At 71.5% G+C, this 19,422-nt stretch carries 19 protein-coding genes; 11 read left to right on the plus strand and 8 right to left on the minus strand.

Features of this window, described 5'->3' with window-relative positions; all coding sequences use genetic code 11:
• Window positions 1–226 precede the first annotated feature (226 nt).
• The 3 genes from ACIBH4_RS17090 (at window position 227) to ACIBH4_RS17100 (ending at window position 2,621) form a co-directional block, all read left to right on the plus strand.
• A complete protein-coding gene (locus tag ACIBH4_RS17090; protein ID WP_329093428.1) occupies window positions 227–481 on the plus strand; it encodes a Smr/MutS family protein in 255 nt (84 codons plus the stop codon).
• A 147-nt stretch (window positions 482–628) separates the two neighbouring features.
• Entirely contained in the window at window positions 629–1,984 is a 1,356-nt protein-coding gene (locus ACIBH4_RS17095; protein WP_362766610.1) for a hypothetical protein, read from the plus strand.
• A gap of 274 nt (window positions 1,985–2,258) precedes the next feature.
• Window positions 2,259–2,621 (plus strand): hypothetical protein, encoded by a 363-nt coding sequence (locus tag ACIBH4_RS17100; RefSeq protein ID WP_362506538.1) that lies wholly within the window; start codon window positions 2,259–2,261, stop codon window positions 2,619–2,621.
• A 206-nt stretch (window positions 2,622–2,827) separates the two neighbouring features.
• Here ACIBH4_RS17100 and dhaM read toward each other — a convergent pair whose 3' ends face one another.
• The 3 genes from dhaM to dhaK form a co-directional block, all read right to left on the minus strand.
• A complete protein-coding gene (gene dhaM, locus ACIBH4_RS17105; protein WP_362506535.1) occupies window positions 2,828–3,199 on the minus strand; it encodes a dihydroxyacetone kinase phosphoryl donor subunit DhaM in 372 nt (123 codons plus the stop codon).
• Window positions 3,193–3,822: a dihydroxyacetone kinase subunit DhaL gene (gene dhaL, locus ACIBH4_RS17110; protein WP_362766607.1), complete on the minus strand. Its 630-nt coding sequence runs from the start codon at window positions 3,820–3,822 to the stop codon at window positions 3,193–3,195. The genes dhaM and dhaL overlap by 7 nt, the downstream gene beginning before the upstream one ends.
• 110 nt (window positions 3,823–3,932) lie before the next feature.
• Window positions 3,933–4,925 (minus strand): dihydroxyacetone kinase subunit DhaK, encoded by a 993-nt coding sequence (gene dhaK / locus ACIBH4_RS17115; RefSeq protein ID WP_362506529.1) that lies wholly within the window; start codon window positions 4,923–4,925, stop codon window positions 3,933–3,935.
• 207 nt (window positions 4,926–5,132) lie between these two features.
• Here dhaK and ACIBH4_RS17120 point away from each other — a divergent pair, with 207 nt between their 5' ends.
• The 5 genes from ACIBH4_RS17120 to ACIBH4_RS17140 all read left to right on the plus strand — a co-directional run bounded on the left by ACIBH4_RS17120 (window position 5,133) and on the right by ACIBH4_RS17140 (window position 10,340).
• Complete coding sequence (locus tag ACIBH4_RS17120) at window positions 5,133–5,906, plus strand: cyclase family protein (protein ID WP_362506526.1); 774 nt, start codon at window positions 5,133–5,135, stop codon at window positions 5,904–5,906.
• The gene (locus ACIBH4_RS17125) at window positions 5,903–7,651 is read left to right on the plus strand and encodes a thiamine pyrophosphate-binding protein (protein WP_362506523.1); all 1,749 of its coding nucleotides are present in this window, start codon (window positions 5,903–5,905) and stop codon (window positions 7,649–7,651) included. Before ACIBH4_RS17120 ends, ACIBH4_RS17125 begins: the two co-directional genes overlap by 4 nt.
• A gap of 77 nt (window positions 7,652–7,728) precedes the next feature.
• Window positions 7,729–8,481 (plus strand): lysophospholipid acyltransferase family protein, encoded by a 753-nt coding sequence (locus ACIBH4_RS17130; RefSeq protein ID WP_362506520.1) that lies wholly within the window; start codon window positions 7,729–7,731, stop codon window positions 8,479–8,481.
• Between the two features lie 99 nt (window positions 8,482–8,580).
• Window positions 8,581–9,132 (plus strand): hypothetical protein, encoded by a 552-nt coding sequence (locus tag ACIBH4_RS17135; protein WP_362506517.1) that lies wholly within the window; start codon window positions 8,581–8,583, stop codon window positions 9,130–9,132.
• A gap of 326 nt (window positions 9,133–9,458) precedes the next feature.
• On the plus strand, window positions 9,459–10,340 hold the full coding sequence (locus ACIBH4_RS17140; RefSeq protein ID WP_362506514.1) for a hypothetical protein: 882 nt from the start codon (window positions 9,459–9,461) through the stop codon (window positions 10,338–10,340).
• Window positions 10,341–10,597: 257 nt separating this feature from the next.
• Here the strand turns inward: ACIBH4_RS17140 and ACIBH4_RS17145 are convergent, their stop codons facing one another.
• The 5 genes from ACIBH4_RS17145 to ACIBH4_RS17165 form a co-directional block, all read right to left on the minus strand.
• Window positions 10,598–10,870 (minus strand): type II toxin-antitoxin system RelE/ParE family toxin, encoded by a 273-nt coding sequence (locus ACIBH4_RS17145; RefSeq protein WP_362506511.1) that lies wholly within the window; start codon window positions 10,868–10,870, stop codon window positions 10,598–10,600.
• Window positions 10,867–11,154, minus strand: a complete 288-nt coding sequence (locus ACIBH4_RS17150; protein ID WP_362506508.1) for a type II toxin-antitoxin system Phd/YefM family antitoxin — start codon at window positions 11,152–11,154, stop codon at window positions 10,867–10,869. The genes ACIBH4_RS17145 and ACIBH4_RS17150 overlap by 4 nt, the downstream gene beginning before the upstream one ends.
• A gap of 84 nt (window positions 11,155–11,238) precedes the next feature.
• Window positions 11,239–12,003: an SDR family NAD(P)-dependent oxidoreductase gene (locus ACIBH4_RS17155; protein ID WP_362506505.1), complete on the minus strand. Its 765-nt coding sequence runs from the start codon at window positions 12,001–12,003 to the stop codon at window positions 11,239–11,241.
• A gap of 19 nt (window positions 12,004–12,022) precedes the next feature.
• Window positions 12,023–12,463: a MarR family transcriptional regulator gene (locus ACIBH4_RS17160; protein WP_362506502.1), complete on the minus strand. Its 441-nt coding sequence runs from the start codon at window positions 12,461–12,463 to the stop codon at window positions 12,023–12,025.
• A complete protein-coding gene (locus ACIBH4_RS17165; RefSeq protein WP_362506499.1) occupies window positions 12,460–13,029 on the minus strand; it encodes an NAD(P)H-dependent oxidoreductase in 570 nt (189 codons plus the stop codon). Before ACIBH4_RS17165 ends, ACIBH4_RS17160 begins: the two co-directional genes overlap by 4 nt.
• A gap of 443 nt (window positions 13,030–13,472) precedes the next feature.
• On the opposite strand from ACIBH4_RS17165, the gene lanM reads away from it, so the two are divergent.
• From lanM to ACIBH4_RS17180, 3 genes are read left to right on the plus strand one after another with little or no spacing between them, the layout of a single operon-like run.
• On the plus strand, window positions 13,473–16,196 hold the full coding sequence (gene lanM, locus ACIBH4_RS17170) for a type 2 lanthipeptide synthetase LanM (protein ID WP_362506496.1): 2,724 nt from the start codon (window positions 13,473–13,475) through the stop codon (window positions 16,194–16,196).
• A complete protein-coding gene (locus tag ACIBH4_RS17175; RefSeq protein WP_362506493.1) occupies window positions 16,186–16,443 on the plus strand; it encodes a hypothetical protein in 258 nt (85 codons plus the stop codon). Before lanM ends, ACIBH4_RS17175 begins: the two co-directional genes overlap by 11 nt.
• Before the next feature lie 40 nt (window positions 16,444–16,483).
• Window positions 16,484–19,417, plus strand: a complete 2,934-nt coding sequence (locus ACIBH4_RS17180) for an AAA family ATPase (RefSeq protein ID WP_362766604.1) — start codon at window positions 16,484–16,486, stop codon at window positions 19,415–19,417.
• The last annotated feature ends 5 nt before the right edge of the window (window positions 19,418–19,422 follow it).

Genomic DNA, 19,422 nt, shown 5'->3' on the forward strand with positions numbered 1-19,422 from the left:
TAACTAGGGGGCATTTGTTTGCCTAGATCGTTAAATTGACACAATAATCCCCGGAATTGGTCAAATTTGATTGCAGACTCGGCGGTGTTCTCGCACCTCCGCAGTTCGGGCGCCTCCGTGCTCGCGTACCCCGTGCCCGCTGCCCCGTGGCGGGAGGACGCGACCACCCCGAGGAGGATGTTCCGCCGCGCGTAAACTGGCCGCACCTGACACACGGGAGGCTCGGTTGAAGCTCAAGCTTGATCTACATCCCCTCTACAACAAGGGCGGAGAGATCGACAAGGCGCTGCGGGGCATCATCGACGAGGCCATCAGGAAGAAGGCCACCGAGGTCGAGATCATCCCCGGCAAGGGCTCGGGCCAGTTGAAGAAGAAGGTCCTGCGCTTCCTGGAGCAGAAGGAGATCAAGGCCCTCTACCACCGCATCGACAAGGACGCCAAGAACCACGGCCGCCTCTTCGTCTACTTCCGTTACAAGTAGGGGCCTTCAGGCCCGGTGGCGTCTCGCCGTTTCGGGAACTTTATGTTTGCTTTATCCGTCGCTCCTGGAAAAGGGGGAATTTTCGGGGCGGGGGAGACGGGGGTAGCGATAGGCGCGACGCGGGTGCTCGCCGGAGGCGGGTGTGAGATGAGGGTGGACGACGGCTGTCTCGCCGTCGACGTGCCGGGCCGCCATCCGATCCGGTTGCCGCTCACCGGCGAGGAACGCGCGGCCGGCCTGGTCCTGTACCGCCTTCCCCGCGAGAGCGGGGTCGTCTACGGGATCACGGTCCGCGACACCGGCGGGAGGGTCGTGCTCGATTCCCCGGGGGCCAGACATCGCCACCTGGTGGAGGAGTTCGCCGAGGACGCCGGGTTGACCTTCGAGTACCGGGGCTACGCCACGGAGTTCGAGGGGCGCGCCGACCTTGAGAACCGGGCGCCGCGGTGGCACACCACGGAGCACGCGGGGCTTCCGGTGCGTGGCGACCACTCTCCCGGGGAGGTGGCGCTCAGGCTCCGGCCGTACGACGAGGTGTCCGGCGAGATCAGGCCGCGCGAGGGCGCGCTGGAGGGCACCCCCTGTCCGGCGACCGCGCTCAGCTGGGACGGCCCGACGCTGGTCGCGAAGGATCCGGCGGCCGGACGCTCGCTGCGGCTCGCGCCCGCCTCCCTGTACCACTACCGGTACGAGCGCCGGGTGATCGTCTCCGGCAAGGAGGAGCGGCGCTCTCTCACCGGGCTCGCCGTGCTCGACGCCGACGGGCTGGTGCTCGCCGACCTTCCCGGCGATTGGCCGGTCCACGAGGTGGCCGTCTTCGCGGCCGGGCGGAAACTCCCCGTGCACGACGCCCTGAAGACATCGTCGAAAGGGGTGCGCGCCGCGCTGAGCAGGCGGGCCCCCGGATGGACGCGTCTCGCAGGCCTGGAGGTCCCACGGATGTCCAGGGCCAAGAAGGCCGTCGCGGCCGGCGCGGGGGTGGCCGGGTTGTTCGTGATGGCCTACGTCGTCACGGCGGGTGGCTGGCTCGCGTGGCGGGGGGTGTCCGCGCTGGGCGGGATGATGCTGGACCTGCTGGACGCCAAGTGGCTGGCGGTCTTCTTCGCCCCCCTGGTCATCGTCTTCAAACCGGCGCGCGAGGCGTGGCACACCTGGCGCACCCGGCGCGGCGCCGCGCTCGGGCCGCCCGGCGGACCGTACCTCTCCGTCCGGGGAGGGACGACGCTGCGCGTCCGGCTCGGTTCGCGGATGGTCCCCGACGACATGGAGATCGGACCCGAATCCCGCTGTGTCGGCGGCCTGATGGCCTACCGTCACGAGAGGCTGTCCGGGCTCTTCGTGATGGACGGTGTGGGAAGGCCCGTACGCCACCTGCCGGGGCCGTGGCCGCCGGAGGAGGCGCACCGCTTCGCCGCGCGGCACGGACTCGGCTTCGAGGCCCGTACGCTGGGCCGCGAGGAGTATCTCGACCTCACCGCCCGCGCCCGGGACGCCGTGCCCTGACCGGCGCGACGACGCCGCGAGGGGTATATCTCGACGCCCGAGGTCTCTGAGCATGAGGATTCCATCGGGATAGATCGACGCCGAGTGGGCTCATACGGCACCATTATGTGACGCATGACGGCAATGTCCTCTCCGAGGATCGGCGAAGCCTCCAGCAGCTCGTGGATCGCGGCGAGGTTCTGCCCGGGTACGGGCCCGGTTCCCTCGTGCACGACCTTTTTTGAAGAGCCCGGTGTCCCGCCCGCACACTTCTCACCTCCCCGAAAGGCCCCCCATGAGCGACCTCAACGCCCTCCTCGCCCAGCGCGCCGAGCTGGACCGTCAGATCGAGGAACTCCAGTCCGGAGACCTGAAGGAGCGCGAGAACACGCTCGGCGGCATCCTCGTGGCCGTCGCCGAGTGGGCCACGGCACGCGGTCACGAGGCGCTCAGGAGGGACCTCAAGAACTGGGAGTACGTCACCTTCGCCGGTATCGAGGTCGGCGTGGGACACGACGGCGGTGAGCGCTGGGGGCTGCCGCAGAGCTCGGTCAGCGTGATGGACTCAGTCAGCGGGACCGACGTGGAGTTCGGGACCACGCCCCCTCCGATCCAGGCCGTCCTCGGCCTGCTGGAGGGCCTGCTGGCCATGCGCTAGCCCGCACCTTCGCGCGCCATGCGCCGGAGCCTCGGCACCGCACCTCCGCACCTCCGCACCTCCGCGCCTCCGCGCCTCCGCGTCGTGCGCCGGGCCTCGGCTCGCGCCGCGCCTCCGCGTCGTGCGCCGGAGCCTTGGCCCGCACCGTCCGGCCTCACGTGTACGCCGGACCCCGCTCTCCCCCGCGGAGGGCGGGGTTTTCCGCGTCAGAGTTTGCGGATGGTCCTCGCCTCCTCGGCCGCCGCGAGCACGACGTCCAGCGAGGAGTCGATGCCCGCCGACACGACGGCCGAGATGGTCCCCTCGACGAACGGCACGTCGGCGATCACCACGCGCTCGTCGGCGAAGAGCCGGGCGGTGAGCACCGAGCTTCCCAGGTCGGGGATGAGGATCACCCCGTCCCCCCGGTCCACCTCCTCGATCGCCGCCGCCACCAGGTCGGGACTGGTCCCGAGACCGCCGTCCTCGGTGCCGCCCGCGGCGGCGAGCGGCACGTTCGCGCCGCCGATCTGCGAGGCGAGCCGTGCCACCTCGGCCGCCAGCGGGCCGCTGTGCGAGATGAGGACGATGCCTACCACGACGTCGCCACCGTGTGCAGGGCGGAGACGACGAGCGCGGTGGAGGCGGCGCCGGGGTCCTCGTGGCCCACGCTGCGCGGCCCGAGATAGCTCGCCCGCCCCTTGCGTGCCTGCATCGGGATCGTCGCCTCGGCTCCGGTACGTGCCGCCTCCGACGCGGCGCCGATCGCCTCCGCCGGGTCCCTGCCGTCCCGTACGGCCTGCTCCAGTGCCCGTACGGCCGGGGCGAGGGCGTCCACCATGGTCTTGTCACCCTCGGCGGCCGCGCCCAGCTTCCGCACCCCGGCGAGCCCGGCCTCCAGAGCGGTGTGGAGTTGCGCGAGGGACACCTCGGGGGTGTCGCCCAGCGTCCTGCCCGCCTCGCGGAACGCCGTGCCGTAGAGGGGGCCGGACGCCCCGCCGACCTTGCGGATCAAGGTGTTGCCCACCAGCACCAGCAGCGACCCCGGGGTGTCGGGTCCCTTGGCCGCGAGCGCCCCGGCGACCGCGGTGAACCCCCGGTCGAGGTTGGCCCCGTGGTCGGCGTCGCCGATCGCGGCGTCCAGACCGGTCAGCCACTCCTTCTCCGCGGCGACGACCCTGGCGATCTCCTCGATCCAGGCGGCGAAAAAGGCGGTGTCCATCGCGGTGCTCATCTCGGCCTGGTTCGTGTCAGTGTGTGCCCCGGTGTCCGTGTCGGCCTGTGTTCCGGTGGGCGTGTCAGCACCCGAGCCGGCGCCCGAGTCGGAGGTCATCAGCGGCCCCAGCGCAGGGCGGAGGTCTCGACGGGGGCGTCCCAGAGCCGGGTGAGCTCCTCGTTCAACCGGCAGACCGTGATCGAGAATCCCTGCATGTCGAGGCTCGTCACGTAGTTGCCGACGAGGTTGCGCGCCGCCCGCGCCCCCTTCTCCGCCAGGTGTTCCACGACGGCCGCGTAGGCGATGTACAGCTCGATCAGCGGCGTGCCGCCCATGCCGTTCACCATGACGAGGGTGTCGCCGGAGATCGGCAGGTCCTCGTGGATCGCGTCCATCGCGAGGTGGACCAGTTCGCGGGCCGGGCGCATGGCCGAGCGCGTCCTGCCGGGTTCACCGTGGATGCCGATGCCCAGCTCGATCTCGGTGTCGGAGAGGTCGAAGGTGGGCCTGCCCGCCGCGGGCGTGGTGCAGGGGCTCAGCGCGACCCCGAAGGAACGGCTGCGGGCGTTGACCTCCCTGGCCACCCGCGCGACCTCGGGCAGTGGCGCGCCGGTCTCGGCGAGCGCCCCGGCGATCTTCTCGACGAACAGGGTGGCGCCGGTGCCCCTGCGCCCCGCCGTGTAGAGGGAGTCGCGTACGGCCACGTCGTCGTCGACCAGCACGCTCTCCACCCGCACCCCCTCCTCGCCGCTCAGTTCGGCCGCCATCCGGAAGTTCAGCACGTCGCCCGTGTAGTTCTTCACGATGTGCAGGACTCCCGCCCCGCCGTCCACCGCCGTGGTGGCCTCGATCATCTGGTCGGGTACGGGAGAGGTGAAGATCTCACCGGCGCAGGCCGCGTCGAGCATGCCGTACCCCACGAATCCGGCGTGCAGTGGCTCGTGCCCCGAACCACCGCCGGACACCAGGCCCACCTTGCCGGGGCGGGGCCCCGAGGCCCGGAACACGATCTGGTTGTCCACGTCCACCCGGAGCCCGGGATGGGCCGCCGCGAGGCCGCGCAGCGCATCGGGAACGACTGACCCGACATCGTTGATGAGCTTTTTCACAACTCCCAACCTCGCCTTGTTCGCAAGCGATGGCAAGCACCGGCGGTGGAAGCCCGTTCCTGCCCGGGATCGGATCCCGAAGCGGCGGGTGGGGATCGGCGCGAGACCGGTACGGATCCCGGAGTCCCGGCACGCGCACACGAAGCTGGCGGTCCGAGGTGGCGGTGTAGGAGGATCTGCCCAGATCTCATCCCTGCTGGAGGCGTCATGTCGGTGTTGCGGAACCTGGTGGAGAGCATCCGGAGCGGCGGGATCGAGGTGATCGACCTGACGGCGCCGCTGTCGTCGGAGACGCCGATCCTGCGGCTGCCGGAGCCGTTCGGCAACACCGTCCCGTTCACGCTCAAGGAGATCAGCCACTACGACGATCGTGGCCCCGCGTGGTACTGGAACGACATCGTGACCGGTGAGCACACCGGCACCCATTTCGACGCGCCCGTTCACTGGGTCACCGGCAAGGACGGCGAGGACGTCTCGCGGGTGCCGGTCGAGCGGCTGATCGCCCCGGCCGTGGTGCTCGACTTCGCCGCGGAGGCTGCCGAGGATCCCGACTTCCTGCTGGAGGTCGCGCACGTCAAGGAGTGGGAGAAGGTCAACGGGCCGCTGCCCGAGGGGGGATGGCTGCTCTACCGCACCGGCTGGGACGCCTACTCCCACGACCAGGAGCGTTTCCTGAACGCGAACGAGACGGGCCCGCACACGCCCGGTGTCTCGGTCGAGTGCGCCCGGTGGCTGGCCGAGGAGACCTCGATCGCCGGGCTGGGTGTGGAGACCGTGGGCACCGACGCGGGCGCCGCGCACGGCTTCGACCCCGCCTTCCCGTGTCACTCGTTCCTGCTGGGCGCGGGGAAGTACGGACTGACCCAGCTGCGCAACCTCGACCGGCTCCCGGTGACCGGCGCCGTGGTCGTCGCGCCACCGCTGCCCATCGTCGGAGGCTCGGGCAGCCCGCTGCGCGTGCTGGCCCTGGTCGAGAGGTGAACGTCGCCGAGGTCGTGGGACGGACCCTCGCCTCACTCGGAGTGGACACCGCCTTCGGGGTGGTGGGCAGCGGCAACTTCCACGTGACCAACGCGCTGGTCGCGCACGGCGTGCGCTACGTCGCCGCGCGCCACGAGGGCGGTGCGGCGACCATGGCCGACGCCTACGCCCGCCTCAGCGGTGGGGTCGCCGTGCTCAGCGTCCACCAGGGGCCGGGACTCACCAACGCGATGACCGGCATCGCCGAGGCCGCCAAGAGCCGCACCCCGCTCGTCGTACTGGCCGGAGAGGTGAGCGAGCCCCGCTCGAACTTCTTCGTCGACCAGGCCGCGCTGGCGGAGGCCGTGGGTGCCGTACCGCTGCGGATCGGGTCGGCGGAGACCGCCGCCGCCGACACGGCCGAGGCGTTCCGCACCGCTCGCGACGGGCGTCGTACGGTCCTGCTCAACCTTCCGCTGCAGGTCCAGGGGCTGGCCGTTTCCGCCGCGTGCGCGCAGGTCGAGGCGGCCCTCGCGGACGGCGCGGACATCGAGGCAGGGGCAGCCGAGCGGATCGTCCGGACGGGGACCGGGGCAGGGGAGAGCGTTCGGTCGCCGGAGGTCGGGGAGATAACTCGATCCCCGGAGCCGGGAGCCGAGGAGGTCGCCCGGCTGGTGGATATCCTCGCGGCGGCGCGCCGTCCCGTCTTCGTGGCGGGGCGGGGCGCACGCGGGGCCCGGCGCGAGATCGAGGAACTCGCCGGGCGGGTCGGGGCGCTGCTGGCCACCTCCGCCGTGGCGAGGGGACTGTTCAGGGGCAGTCCGTGGGACCTCGACGTGAGCGGTGGCTTCGCCTCGCCGCTCACGGCCGAGCTCATCCGCGACGCCGACGTGCTCGTGGGCTGGGGCTGCGCCCTCAACATGTGGACCATGCGCCACGGCACGCTGATCGGCCGCGACACCACCGTCGTCCAGGTCGACCTGGACGACGCCGCGCTCGGCGCCCACCGGCCCGTCCATCTAGGGGTGGTCGGCGACGTCGCCCTCACCGCGCGCGCCGCCGCACGCCTGCTCGGTGAGAGCATCCCGGACGGTGACGGTGACGGAGCCGGCTACCGCTCGGCCGGGCTGGCCGCGCGGATCGCGGGGGAGAACCGCTGGCGGGACGTGCCCTACGTCGACGAGAGCGGTGACGGCAGGATCGACCCCCGGACGCTCACCATCGAACTGGACGACCTGCTTCCCACGGAACGCGTCGTCTCCATCGACTCCGGAAATTTCATGGGATATCCATCGATGTTCCTCGATGTCCCTGACGAGCGGGGATTCTGCTTCACGCAGGCGTTCCAGTCGATCGGACTCGGCCTCGCCACCGCGATCGGCGCGGCCCTCGCCCAGCCCGCCCGGCTCCCGGTGGCCGCGCTGGGCGACGGGGGCGCCCTGATGGGCATCGCCGAGCTGGAGACGGTCGTACGGCTCGGCCTTCCGATGGTGATCGTCGTGTACGACGACGACGGTTACGGCGCCGAGGTGCACCACTTCGGCCCGGACGGGTACCCCCTGGACACCGTGACCTTCCCGCCCGCCGACATCGCCGCCGTCGCCAGAGGCTTCGGCTGCGAGGCGGTGACCGTACGGGACCGGGCCGACCTCACCGCGGTGGCCCGGTGGCTGGAGGGAGCCCGCGATCGGCCCCTGATGATCCACGCCAGGGTCAGCCGGGCACGGGGGGCGTGGTGGCTGGAGGAGGCGTTCCGGGGGCACTGAGGTTCCTCCCCGCACGAGCGCGTCCGGGGAGGATGGGGAGGTCGGGCGGAAGGGGGTGGCTGAGGTACGGTTCAGCCATGGCTGAGATCGTGTACCCCCCGGTCATCGGGGCGGCGTTGACCTTGTTCCGCGCGCTGGACCTCAAGATCAGCATTGAGGGGGCCGACCGCATCCCGAAGACCGGCGGAGCCGTGCTGGTCAGCAATCACATCAGCTATCTCGACTTCATCTTCGCCGGCCTGGCCGCGCGGCCCGCCGGGCGCCTGGTGCGTTTCATGGCGAAGAAGGAGGTCTTCGACCACCGGATCTCGGGGCCGCTGATGCGCGGCATGCACCACATCCCGGTCGACCGCGCGGCCGGGGCCGCCGCGTTCGGCGCGGCGCTGAAGGCGCTCAGGGGCGGCGAGGTCGTCGGCGTGTTCGCCGAGGCCACGATCAGCAGGTCCTTCACGGTCAAGGAGATCAAGAACGGCGCGGTCCGGATGGCCGTCGCCGCCAAGGTGCCGATGATCCCGGTCTCCCTGTGGGGCACCCAGCGGCTGTGGACCAAGGGCCACCCCAGGAAACTGCTCCAGCGGCACGTGCCGATCACGATCCGGGTCGGTGAGCCCATGCATCCCCAGCGCGGCGACGACTACGACAAGATCACCGCTGACCTGCGCGAACGCATGTCGGAGATGCTTGACAAGGCGCAGCGGAGCTACCCGGAGATCCCGCAGGGCGTCTGGTGGCAGCCACGCCACCTCGGCGGCACCGCGCCCACTCCCGAGGAGGCCGCGAAGCTGGACGCCGCCGAGGCCGAGGCCAGGACGGCCAAGGGCATCTCCTGAGGCCCTCGCGGGATGTGAGTGCCCCAAGCGCGTCATCGTGAGGATCGATCTCAAGTCGCCAACAGGTGGTTCACAAGTGGCGTGCCTCATCCTGCCTCCATGAGTAACGCCTTCGAGGACGTGGCGAACGTCTTCCAGCCGGTTCCGACCCCCGGTCCAGGAAGAACGCCGGGGAAGATCGGCATGACCATCCTGCTGATCCTCTGGGCGGGCCTGGGTGTGCTGCCCTTCGTGTTCGCGGTGCCCGACCTCAGGCTCGCGACGGGCTCCATCGGCGTCCCCGGCACGCTCACGGTCATCTCGTGCGAGGAACTGGGCCGGGGTCGTTACGACTGCGAGGGCAGCTTCGCGCCCGACGGCGGCGGAGACGCGATCCCGGTCGACGCCTCACCCGACTCCACCGCGGGAGACGTCAGACGCGCCCAGCTCACCCCCGAGGGCGACCGCGCCGTCCGGACCGGCACCTCGGGCGTCCTCGCCGCGCTGACCATGCCGTTTCTCGGGGTCGGTGTGCTGGGCTTCCTGCCGTACGTGTTCCTCTACGTTCTCAAGGTGCGTCGCGGCAGGCGCGCCGCGGTGGTTCTCGGCTGCGTCCTCACGCTCGTCTCACTCGCCGGTCTCGTCGTCGGCATGGTCGCCGCCTACTCCTGAACCGTCCTCGCCGAGGCGCGTCTCGGTTCACGCACTTCGCGATGATCGGGGAAGTGCACGCGAGAGACCCGAGGCGTGTTCATAGGCCCTGAGGGAGATTTGTTCTAAATCGCGAAATGTGGCGGTGAGCTGGCGAAAGTTTCGGTGCCGTCGGCTCGTCGCCTGTTTTGTCTGCATGGCTGCTCCGGAAGCGGGAAGTCTTCCCCGCGCCCCTCGACGGAGGACCACGACCGGGCGGTGGTCCTCGGTCTCGGCGGCGGGCGTGAGAGCACCCCTTCGACTTCGACGCCCCCGCTGGTTCCGGATCAAACCAGATGGAGGACAAGGTGACGCTAACAAATCCCGACAGGCCCGACGCGGTGTCGTCGAGCGGACCGGGCGGACCACCACGGCGCATTCCCCGCCCGATGGTCATCGCCACCGCCGTCGTGCTGGTGGCATCGGGCGGCGTCGGGGCCTCCCCGGCGTCAGCGGCATCGCCGCCGCCCGCACCGACGGAATCACCGGCGCCGACCCCCAGCGTGACGGTGAGCGAGACACCCACGCTGAGCCCGACACCGATTCCCCCGCCCTCGACCGAGACACCGACGCCGACACCGACCCCCACCGCCACGACGCCGCACCGGGTACCCCCGGTGGCGTTCCCCGGCACGCTGCACGGCGAGTTCGTCCTGCCGGCGAAGGACGGCTGCGGCTTCACGGTGTTCGCCCAGACCGGCGAGGCGACCGCTCTGGCAGAAGACTCGATCACCGTCAAGAGCCAGGACGGCTTCGAGCGGGTGTACACGATCGCCGACACCACCAGGTCCCTCTCGGGACGGCGGGACAACGCGCTCAGGCAGGGCGACTGGGTCTCGGTGACCGCGACGACCTCGGGCGAGACGGCGACGGCCGCCTACGTCTTCGGCCTGACGCGGCCCCACAAGAGGTTCTGGCGGGGTGGTGGCTGGTGGTCCGTCAACGAGTGGCGGCCGGGCAGCCGGTGGCGCGAGCCCGCCATCTGCCCCACGCCGCCGGTCGCGACCCCCACGGTGCCACCGCCCGCGGAAACCCCCCTGCCTCCCACGGAGACCCCGTTCCCGCCTACGGAGTCTCCGCTGCCTCCCACCGAGACCCCGCCGCCCACGGAGGAGCCGCCGCCCGCCCCCACTCCAGAGCCGACCCCCACCGTGACGGAGGGAACCCCGACCCCGACCCCCACTCCCTGAGCGAGCAGGAAACGGGCGCGGCCGCCACGCGGCCCTGACCCGAATGGCCGCGCCGTGGAACCGGAGCCGTCCGTCACGAGGTGACGGCCCCGGTTCCGATGACAGGCGGCTCGGAACGGTGATGCCCGGGTCTCCGATCGGAGACCCGGGCATCACCGTTGGGGCGGCGAAGTCGTGCACATGCTCGCGGCGCCGACGTGTCCGACCGCGATCTGCCGTCCGGCGGTCACACCGGTACCGGCGGCGGTCGCTCGCCTTTATGGGCGGTAGGCGTCTCGGCGGTGTTTGATCGTCTGGATCGTCACGGTGCGCTTGTCCTCGTCGATGCGGTAGACCACGCGATACGTTCCACGTCGGGCGACATGCAGCCCTTCGTACGGCTCTTGGAGGGGTTTGCCGGCACGCCAGGGCTCGCGTGCGATGGCGCCGGTGATCAATTCCCAGGCTGCGGACGCCACGGTTTCGGGCAGGCCCGAGGCGAGTGCACGGCGGGCAGGCGGATCCAGCAGGACGGTGTATCGGTCGCTCACGCGCTCGCCTTGCCAAGGCGGGCGGCCATGACGGCGGCCATCTCCTCCTCGGTGGTCAGGTCGCCGCGTGCCTCGGCGGCAGCGGCCTCGACCAGGTCGGCCCGCATTTCAGGGTCGGCGAGGATCTCCAGTGTCTCCTGCAGGGACTCCCACTCGGCCACGGACACGATGACGGCATGGGGTCGTCCGTTCCGGGTGAGCGTGAAGTGATCGTGCTCGCGAGCGGCCCGGTCGGCCAACTCGGTCAGCCGGTCCTTCGCTTCGCTGATCGGGATGATCTCCATGGAGTCCATGGTATCTCTTTGGCTGGAATGCTGGCCAAAATCCGGGCCATCTTTCGTGTGGTTGCAACGCCGGGTACCGAAGGGTCAGCCTGGGGTGAGGAAGTGGCCGTCGGTCCTGATGGCCTCGCCGGTGGTGTTGGTGTTGGCGGTCGAGCACAGGTAGACGATCATGCGTGCGGCGTCGTCGGGGTGGCTGACGCGCTTGGTCGCGGCGGCCTCGCTCGCCTTGTCGAGCAGGTGTCGCGGCATGGGTTTGCCCGCGGGGGTGAAGCCTGGCATGACGACGTTGGTGAGGATGCCGGCGGAGGCGAGTTCCCTGGACATCACCCGGGTCAGGCCGTGCAGCCCTGCCTTGGCGGCCACATAGGAGACGTTGCCGGGAAAGCCGTCCTCGACCAGTCCTGTGGAGACGTTGACGATGCGGCCCCATCCGTTCGCTCGCATGTCGGCCAGCACGGCGCGGGCGAGCAGGTAGGGGCCGACCAGGTTCGCGGTCACCGACGTGGCGAACCGCTCGGGCGGCGCGGTCTCGAACAGCTCGCCGGGCTCGGGCCAGTCCGGCCAGCGGACGGCGTTGTTGACCAGGACGTCGACCGGCCCGAGCCGGGCGCGGGCGTCCTCGACCGCCGCCTCCAGGGAGTCGGGGCGGCCGAGGTCGAGTCGCCAGGCGATCGCCTGGGCTCCGCGCTGTTCGGCCATGGCGACGGTCTCCTCCGCGGCCTGCCGGTTGGTGTGGTAACCGACGGCGACGTGTGCCTTCTCCTCGGCGAAGGCCAGCGCGGTGGCCCTGCCGATGGCGGTGCTCGCGCCGGTCACCAGAACGACTTTTCCTGCGAGTCCGAGTTCCACGGGTTTCTCCTATGGGTGATCAGGTGAGGTTGTCGCGGACGGCGTGCAGTAGCCGGATGAGACGCGCGGCGTCGGCCTCGTCGAGCCCGGCGCCGGCACGGCTTTCCACCTGCGCCCACGCTGCCACGACGGCGTCGACCACGGCCTCGCCGCGTTCGGTCAGCCGCAGCCGGGTCACCCGGCGATCGCCGGGGTCCGGGGCACGCTCGACGAACCCGGCCCGCTCCATGCGGGTGATCGCCTTGGCGATGGTTGGCTGTTCCATGCCGATGCGCTGGACCAGTTCCGCCTGGGTGGTCTCGGGGTTGTGGTGAAGGTCGACGATGAGAAGCTCCTGGCCCAGGTGCAGGCCGAGCTCGGCCATCCGGCGCTGCATCTCGGCGCGGTGCGCCCTGGTGACCTCGGCGAGGGCATAACCGATCGGCCCATGTGTGGCCGCGATCTGCCGTCCGGCGGTCACGCCGGCACCGTCGATCGGTCATCCGCGACGCGGGCGAGGACGCGCCGCCACAGCCGGATGATGTCGTGTCGCGCCTCTTCTTCGGTCAAGGATCCGTCGGCGTCGATGTGACGGTGGGCGAAGCCGACCGCCACATCGAAGTCGGAGAGCACTTCTGCACCGACCCGCCGCAGCATGTCGCCGAGCTGCAACTGGGCGAAGACCCCGCCGAACCGGTTGGGTGACGCGCTCATCAGCGCCACCGGTTTGCCCGCCAGTGGGCGTGGGGGCGCGAGGATCGAAAGCCAGTCGACGAGATCCTTCATCTGCCCGGGGATGCCGCGGCTCAGCTCCGGCGTCACCAGCAGCAGCGCATCGGCCGCCGCCACGCGCTCGCGTAGCGCGCTGACGACCTGAGGGAAGGGGCGCCCGCGAGTGGCGTCCAGGCGGGGAATCCGGGCATGGTCGTCCCACACCTCCACCCGCAGCGGGGCCTCCGCCAACCGTTGCGCGACGTGGAGGAGAGCCCGGTTGTGTGATCCCTCCCGGCTGCTCCCGCAGATCGCCAGTACATCGACTATTTCCATAGTCGGCTATCTTATAGTCGGCTATGGAAATGCCGCAACTTCGACCGGTGAGATGCCCATGAGCCCGGAACCCTGCGAGCCCGTTCGTCGCCGTGCCGTTCCGAGCCTGGGTGACCTTCTTGAGATCGGGTCGCTGACAACCGGACCGCGGGACGTCGGCCCGTGCGCGGTAGCGATGGTCGACCGGGCGGAGTCCCCGGTGGGGAGACGACGAAGGAGGGCTCGCCGGAAATATGGGGGCATTGCCCCCATATCGCGGTTCGGGGTGGTCGTCATACTTGACGGCTGTGAACCCTGCGAGCCCGTTCGTCGCCGTGCCGCCCCGAGCCCGGACGGCGGCACGTCCCTCCGTTCGGGCCACCGCTTCCGACGCGGCTCGCCTCGCGGCTCCCGATGTGGAGCGTCCCGTCGCCGGAGCAGGCGCGCCGGAGGCCGTTACGGACATGTCCGGTGTTCCGGCAGGGCGGGAGGCGACTCTGTCGGACGCGGTGCGCCCGTTCGTCCGGCGGGCGGTGGAGCGGCTGGCCGCCGGCACGACACGACTGGAGGGCGGGGTCTGGGGCGCCTCGGTCGGGGAACGGTTCGCGAAGGATCTGACGGCCCGGCTCACGCGGGTCGCCTCACGGGTCCTGGTGTTCGAGTTGAACGCGCGGCGGGTGAGGGGAGAGCTGTCCGGAGACACGCCGGCCGAGCGGTTCGCCGATTTCGTGGGCCGGGTGAGCGGCGAAAAAGGACTCGCCGAACTGCTTGAGGAGTATCCCGTCCTCGCCCGACTGCTGCGCCAGGCCGCCGACCAGGCGGTGGAGGCGGGGCTGGAACTTCTGACGCGCTTCGCGGCGGATCGCGAGCGCCTGAGGGAACTGCTGGGGAGTGATCCCGGAAGCCCGGTGGAGTTCTCCGCCGCGGGCGACAGTCATCTCGGAGGGCGCGCCGTCACGGTGGTGACCCTGGCCGGGGGCGCGAAGGTCGTCTACCGGCCGCGGCCGGTCCAGGCGTACCTGCACTTCGCCGAGGTGCTCGACTGGCTCAACGAACGGGTCCCCGGTCTGGGCCTGCGCGTTCCGCGCGCGGTGCGGCGGGAGGGCTACGGCTGGATCGAGTTCGTGCCGGCCGAGCCGTGCGCGGACGCGGCCGAGGTGGAGCGGTTCTACACGCGCGCCGGTGCGCTGCTCGCCCTGCTGTACGCGTTGAACGCCATCGACGTGCACTACGAGAACCTCGTCGCCTGCGCGGACCGGCCGGTGCTGGTCGACGTCGAGACACTGTTCCACGCGGCGCTGCCCGCGGAGGCGTCCGCCGACCCGGCGCTGCACGCCCTGCGGGACTCCGTCCAGCGCACCGCGCTGCTGCCGAAGGTGATGGTCGGCGAGCAGGGCGCGCTGGACGTCTCCGGCCTGGGCGGGGACAAGGGCGGGGTGTACCCGTTCCTGTCCGCCCGGTGGGAGGAGGAGGGGACGGACACGATGCGGCTGGTGCGCGGTGTCACCCGTTTCGCCGGAGCGGTCAATCGTCCCACGCTGAACGGGGTGGACGCCGACCCCGCCGACCACCTGCCGAATCTGCTGGCCGGTTTCCGGCGTGCCTACGACGCCGTCGCGGCGGGACGCGACGAATTGCTGCGCGGGCCGCTGGCGAGGTTCGGCCAGGCCGAGGTCCGCGTGCTGCTCCGGCCCACCCGCTTCTACGGCGAGCTGCTGATCGAGTCGACGCATCCGGACGTGATGCGGTCCGACGCCGACAGGGACGAGGTGTTCGACCTGCTGGACGCCGTGTCGGTCGGCGACCCCGCGCGGTCGGCGGCGGTGCCGTTCGAGCGGGCCGACCTGTGGGCGGGGGACATCCCGTACTTCAGCACGTCTCCCGGCGAGCGGGAGATTCGCGATGGCGGGGGCAGGGCGCTGCCGTGGTGTTCGCGAGAGAGCGGGCTGGACGTCGTGGCCGCCAAGCTGGCCCGGCTGGGCGCCGCCGACCGGGAGAACCAGGAATGGATCATCGAGGCGTCGATGGCGACCCGGGTCGCGGGCGGGCGGCATGATCCCGGCGAGCCGTCCGAGACGCCGTTGCCGGCCACGGTGCCCCATCGCGCGGCGCTCGTGGCCGCCGCGCGGGGCATCGCGGACCGCCTGTGCGCGACCGCGCACCGCGAAGGTCGTACCGTCAACTGGCTGGGCCTGGAGCCGGTGGAGGACGGCCGGTGGACGATCATGCCGTTGGGCGCCGGGTTGTCCAGCGGGTACCTCGGCGTCGCGCTGTTCCTGGCACAGGCGAGTCGAGCCACCGGAATCTCCCGCTACATGGACTTCGCCTGGATGGCGGTTCGGCCTCTGCCGCGGCTGCTGGAGCGGATCGCCGGGAACGAGGCTCTGCTGCGAGCCGTGGGCTGCGGGGGATTCGGCGGTCTCGGCGGCATCGCGTACGGCCTGTCACAGCTCGGGGTCTTGCTCGGCGACGCCGAGGTGGCGAGCTGGGTGGAGCCCGCGGTGGAGGCGGCCGGCGCGGCGGTCGTCGACGAGTCGCCGCTGGACGTCCACGACGGCCTGGCCGGGTGCCTGGCCGCGATGCTCGCCGTCCGGCGCAGCACGGGGACGGCCGCGGCCGGCCGCGTGGCGGCCGGGTGCGCGGAACGCCTGGCGGCCGCGGCGCCCTCGGCGGCGGATCTGCCACCGGGTTTCGCCTTCGGCGCCGCGGGCGTGGGGTGGGCGCTCGCCAGGCAGGGGCAGAGCGTGGACGGCGCTCGTCTGCTCGTCCACGCCGCCGCGCGGGCGGCGGAGGGGGGCACCTGGTGCCACGGCCGGGCGGGAGTGCGCCTGGCCCTGTCCGACACCGCCCTCCCCGGCGATTCGGTGGCGTTCCCGATCTCCGACGTCCCGTTGGGGGGACACGGCCTGTGCCACGGTGAGGCGGGGCGTCTGGAGACGCTGAGCGCCCTCGCCCGGCGAGGCGACCCCGTGGCACAGCGGTCACTGCACCGCCACGCCGGCAGGCTGCTGGCCTCGCTGGACACCTACGGAGCGCGGTGCGGTACTCCCCGCCATGCGTCGACCCCTGGCCTGCTGGACGGCCTGGCCGGTATCGGCCACGGTCTGCTCAGGCTGGCTCTTCCCGAGATGACACCGTCGGTGCTGCTGTTGCGGCCCACTGATGAAGGAGAGATCCATGGACCTTGAGAAGGACGCCGAGAACCGTTCGACCGCCGAGGAGCCGGCCGCGTCGTGGCAGGAGCGGCTGGGCACGCCGGCCGGATCGATCATGATCAGGCTGGCCGGTGTGTCCCCGGTGACCCGTGCGCTCGTGCTGGCCGGCCTGACGGCGGGGACGACGATCGCGTTCGGCTCACCGGACACCGCGGCGCACGCGGTGATGGCCATGAGCGGGGACGACACCGTCGTTCCCGTCTCGCTGAGTGCTCGCTAAAAGGCATTTTTAGTGACATGGCGGCAGTTAACCTGTCGTCATGTCATATACCTCCCCCATTCTGGTCGGACGCGAAAGGGAAATCGAGCAACTCGACCGGCGCCTCGCCGCCGCGCGAGACGGCCGGGGTGGTGCGGTTTTCCTGCTCGGCGATCCTGGAATAGGCAAGTCCCGCCTTTCCGCGGAATGCGCGTACCAAGCGTTCGACACAGGGATGATCGCGTTGCGGGGACGGGGCGGGGGCATCAGCGCGGACATCCCGTTCAAACCGCTGTGCGAGGCGCTGCTCTCCTACACCAGGACCAAGGAGCCGCCGGACGATCCGGCCCTGGCGCCCTATCTGCCGGCGCTCACCAAGCTGGTCCCGGAATGGCGCCGGGCGGGGGGCACCGACCATCTGGAGTCGGTGATGGTGCTGGCGGAGGCGGTCCTGCGGCTGCTCGCCGTCATCGGGCGAGACGGTGGCTGCCTGCTCGTCCTGGAGGACCTGCACGACGCGGACGCCGACACACTCGCCGTCGTCGAGTACCTGGCCGACAACCTCGCCGGGGTTCCCGCCTTCCTGCTGGCCAACCTGCGCAGCCACGCGGGGCCGGCACGGTCCGTCGCCGAGGCCTGCGCCCAGCGGCGGACCGCGACCCTCGTCGAGCTCGCGCCCCTGCCGCCGGAGCAACTCGCCCGGCTCACCGCCGCCTGCCTGGAGGCCTCGCCCGACGACCTGCCTCGACAGCTTCTCACCCGGCTGGAACGTGATACGGCGGGCGTCCCGTTCGTCGTCGAGGAACTGCTCGCCGCCATGGTGAACGTCGGCGCCCTGGAGCGCGACGGGCGGCGGTGGCGGCTGAACGGCGACCCCGCGATCGACGTGCCGACCACGCTGGTGCGCAGCATCATGCTGCGCGCCGCCCAGCTGAGCTCCTCCGCCCGGGAGTCGCTGCACATGGCGGCGGTCTTCGGCTCCCGCTTCCCGATCCCGATGATCCAGGAGGCCACCGGCCTGGCCGACCGCGAGGTGATGGAGTTCCTGCGCGCGGGTACGGGGGCGCGGCTCATCACGCCGGACGACTCCGCCGGCGACTGGTACGCCTTCCGCCACGCGCTGATGGCCGAGGCTCTGCGCTCCTCGCTCATCCCGGCCGAGCGGGTGTCGATCGCGCGCCGCGCCGCCGACGCGCTGGAGCGGCTGTACCCCGGGCTGCCCGGCGAGTGGTGCCAGATCGCGGCCACCCTGCGCCTGACCGCCGGGGACCCCCTGGGCGCGGCCGACCTGCTCGCCGACGCCGGCCGCCGCCTGCTGGACGACGGTGCCGCCGACCTCGCCGTCACGCTGCTCGAACGCGCCTACGCCCTGCTCGGATCCGCCCCCGCCGACCTGCGGGCGCGCGTCCTGCAGGGGTTGTTGCACGCGCTGACCGAGAGCGGGCAGGCCGACCGAGCCTTCGCCCTCGCCAAGGACCTCCCGATCAGCGGCGACCTGGCGATGACCATCCCGCACGAGATGGACCTGCGCACCAAGCTGGCCTGGGTCGCCGCCGAGATCGGCGGGACCGCCGACGGACTGGCGCACGTCACGGCGCTCCGCAGGCTCCTCCAGATCAACCCGGACGAGGCCCGTACGGCGGCCGTCGACGTGATCGAGGCCCAGCTCATCGTCCCCGACCACGGGGTCCTCCAGCAGAGCCCGCAGCGGATGGCCGCGGCCGAGGCCCTCGTACGGCGAGCCGTGGAGGTCGCCGAACGCGTCCCGCTCCCCGAGGTGGCCTGCCAGGCGTGGGAGCGGATGGCGATGTTCTCCAGGGCCCGTGGGTTCGACGAGCCCGACCGGTGCCTGACGCGGGTGGTGTCCATCGCCGACGCCCACGGCCTGAAGCTGTGGAAGCTGCGGGCGATGTTGCGCCTGGCCGTGAACCACGCCCTGCGCACCGGCGAGCGGGAGCCGCTGGAGGAGGTCGGCAGGGCGGCGGCACAGGCGGGCGCGATCAGCCTGGTCCACTCCACCCAGGCGTCCCTGGTCATGACGGGCGTGCTGCGCGGCGAGTACGGTGAGGCCCACGGGCTCGCCGTCCCGTGCGTCGAGTCCACCATCCGGCTCGGCCACACCGCCTACACCCAGTACCTCCTGCTCGCCCAGGCCACGCTCGCGGCCCACCAGGCCAAACGCGCGGAAATGGAGGGCGTGCTGGAGCGGTTCCGCGAGTGGGGCGGTGAGAGCAGCCTGCACATGCCGGTGGTCTACGGCCTGTGCCAGGCGATGTGCGCGCTGCTGGAGGAGGACCGCGACCTCTGCGGCGAGATGCTGATCAGGGCCCGGGAGTGGGAGGACGACAACCCCACCATCTACTACCTCACCGGCAGGTACGGACTCTGCGTGCTCATGGACGTACTCGCCGACCGGGCGGGCGCCACCGAATGCGACGCCGCGGAGAGCACCTCGGCCGCCGAACTGGCCTGGAACCGTACCTTCCTCCACCTGGCCCGGTCCGTGCTGTCGGGCCGCCAGGGCGACCCCGAGGGGGCGCTCGCCGCGTTCGGCAGGGCCGCCGAGGCCGCCCGGCCCTTTCCCCTCGCCCACCACCTGGGGCTCCGGCTGGTCGCCGAGGCCGCCCTGGCGGACGGCTGGGGCGAGCCGCTGGTCTGGCTGCGCACCGCCGAGGAGTACTTCCACCAGGCGGGCATCCCCGCGGTCACCGGGGCCTGCCGGGCGATGCTGCGCGGGGCCGGCGCGGCCGTGGCGCAGCGCCGCACCGGACGGGAACAGGTGCCGAGCGGGCTGCGCGCCCAGGGCGTCAGCGTGCGGGAGTATCAGGTGCTCACCCTGCTCGCCGAGCGGCGTGGCAACATCGACATCGGCAAGCGGCTGTTCATCTCGCCGCGCACCGTGGAGAAGCACGTCGCGAGCCTGCTGCAGAAAACGGGCCTGCCCGACCGGGCCGCCGTGTACGAGCACGCGGCCGAGTTGCTGCGCCCCACCTGACGCCT

This window comes from Streptosporangium sp. NPDC050284 (genome assembly GCF_044459525.1).
Lineage (GTDB): Bacteria > Actinomycetota > Actinomycetes > Streptosporangiales > Streptosporangiaceae > Streptosporangium.

Coding starts and splice junctions, on each gene's coding strand:
- ACIBH4_RS17095 (WP_362766610.1), top strand. CDS start 629: ATGAGGGTGGACGACGGCTGTCTCGCCGTCGACGTGCCGGGCCGCCAT.
- ACIBH4_RS17100 (WP_362506538.1), top strand. CDS start 2,259: ATGAGCGACCTCAACGCCCTCCTCGCCCAGCGCGCCGAGCTGGACCGT.
- dhaL (WP_362766607.1), bottom strand. CDS start 3,822: ATGGACACCGCCTTTTTCGCCGCCTGGATCGAGGAGATCGCCAGGGTC.
- ACIBH4_RS17120 (WP_362506526.1), top strand. CDS start 5,133: ATGTCGGTGTTGCGGAACCTGGTGGAGAGCATCCGGAGCGGCGGGATC.
- ACIBH4_RS17130 (WP_362506520.1), top strand. CDS start 7,729: ATGGCTGAGATCGTGTACCCCCCGGTCATCGGGGCGGCGTTGACCTTG.
- ACIBH4_RS17135 (WP_362506517.1), top strand. CDS start 8,581: ATGAGTAACGCCTTCGAGGACGTGGCGAACGTCTTCCAGCCGGTTCCG.
- ACIBH4_RS17150 (WP_362506508.1), bottom strand. CDS start 11,154: ATGGAGATCATCCCGATCAGCGAAGCGAAGGACCGGCTGACCGAGTTG.
- ACIBH4_RS17165 (WP_362506499.1), bottom strand. CDS start 13,029: ATGGAAATAGTCGATGTACTGGCGATCTGCGGGAGCAGCCGGGAGGGA.
- lanM (WP_362506496.1), top strand. CDS start 13,473: ATGTCCGGTGTTCCGGCAGGGCGGGAGGCGACTCTGTCGGACGCGGTG.
- ACIBH4_RS17175 (WP_362506493.1), top strand. CDS start 16,186: ATGGACCTTGAGAAGGACGCCGAGAACCGTTCGACCGCCGAGGAGCCG.
- ACIBH4_RS17180 (WP_362766604.1), top strand. CDS start 16,484: ATGTCATATACCTCCCCCATTCTGGTCGGACGCGAAAGGGAAATCGAG.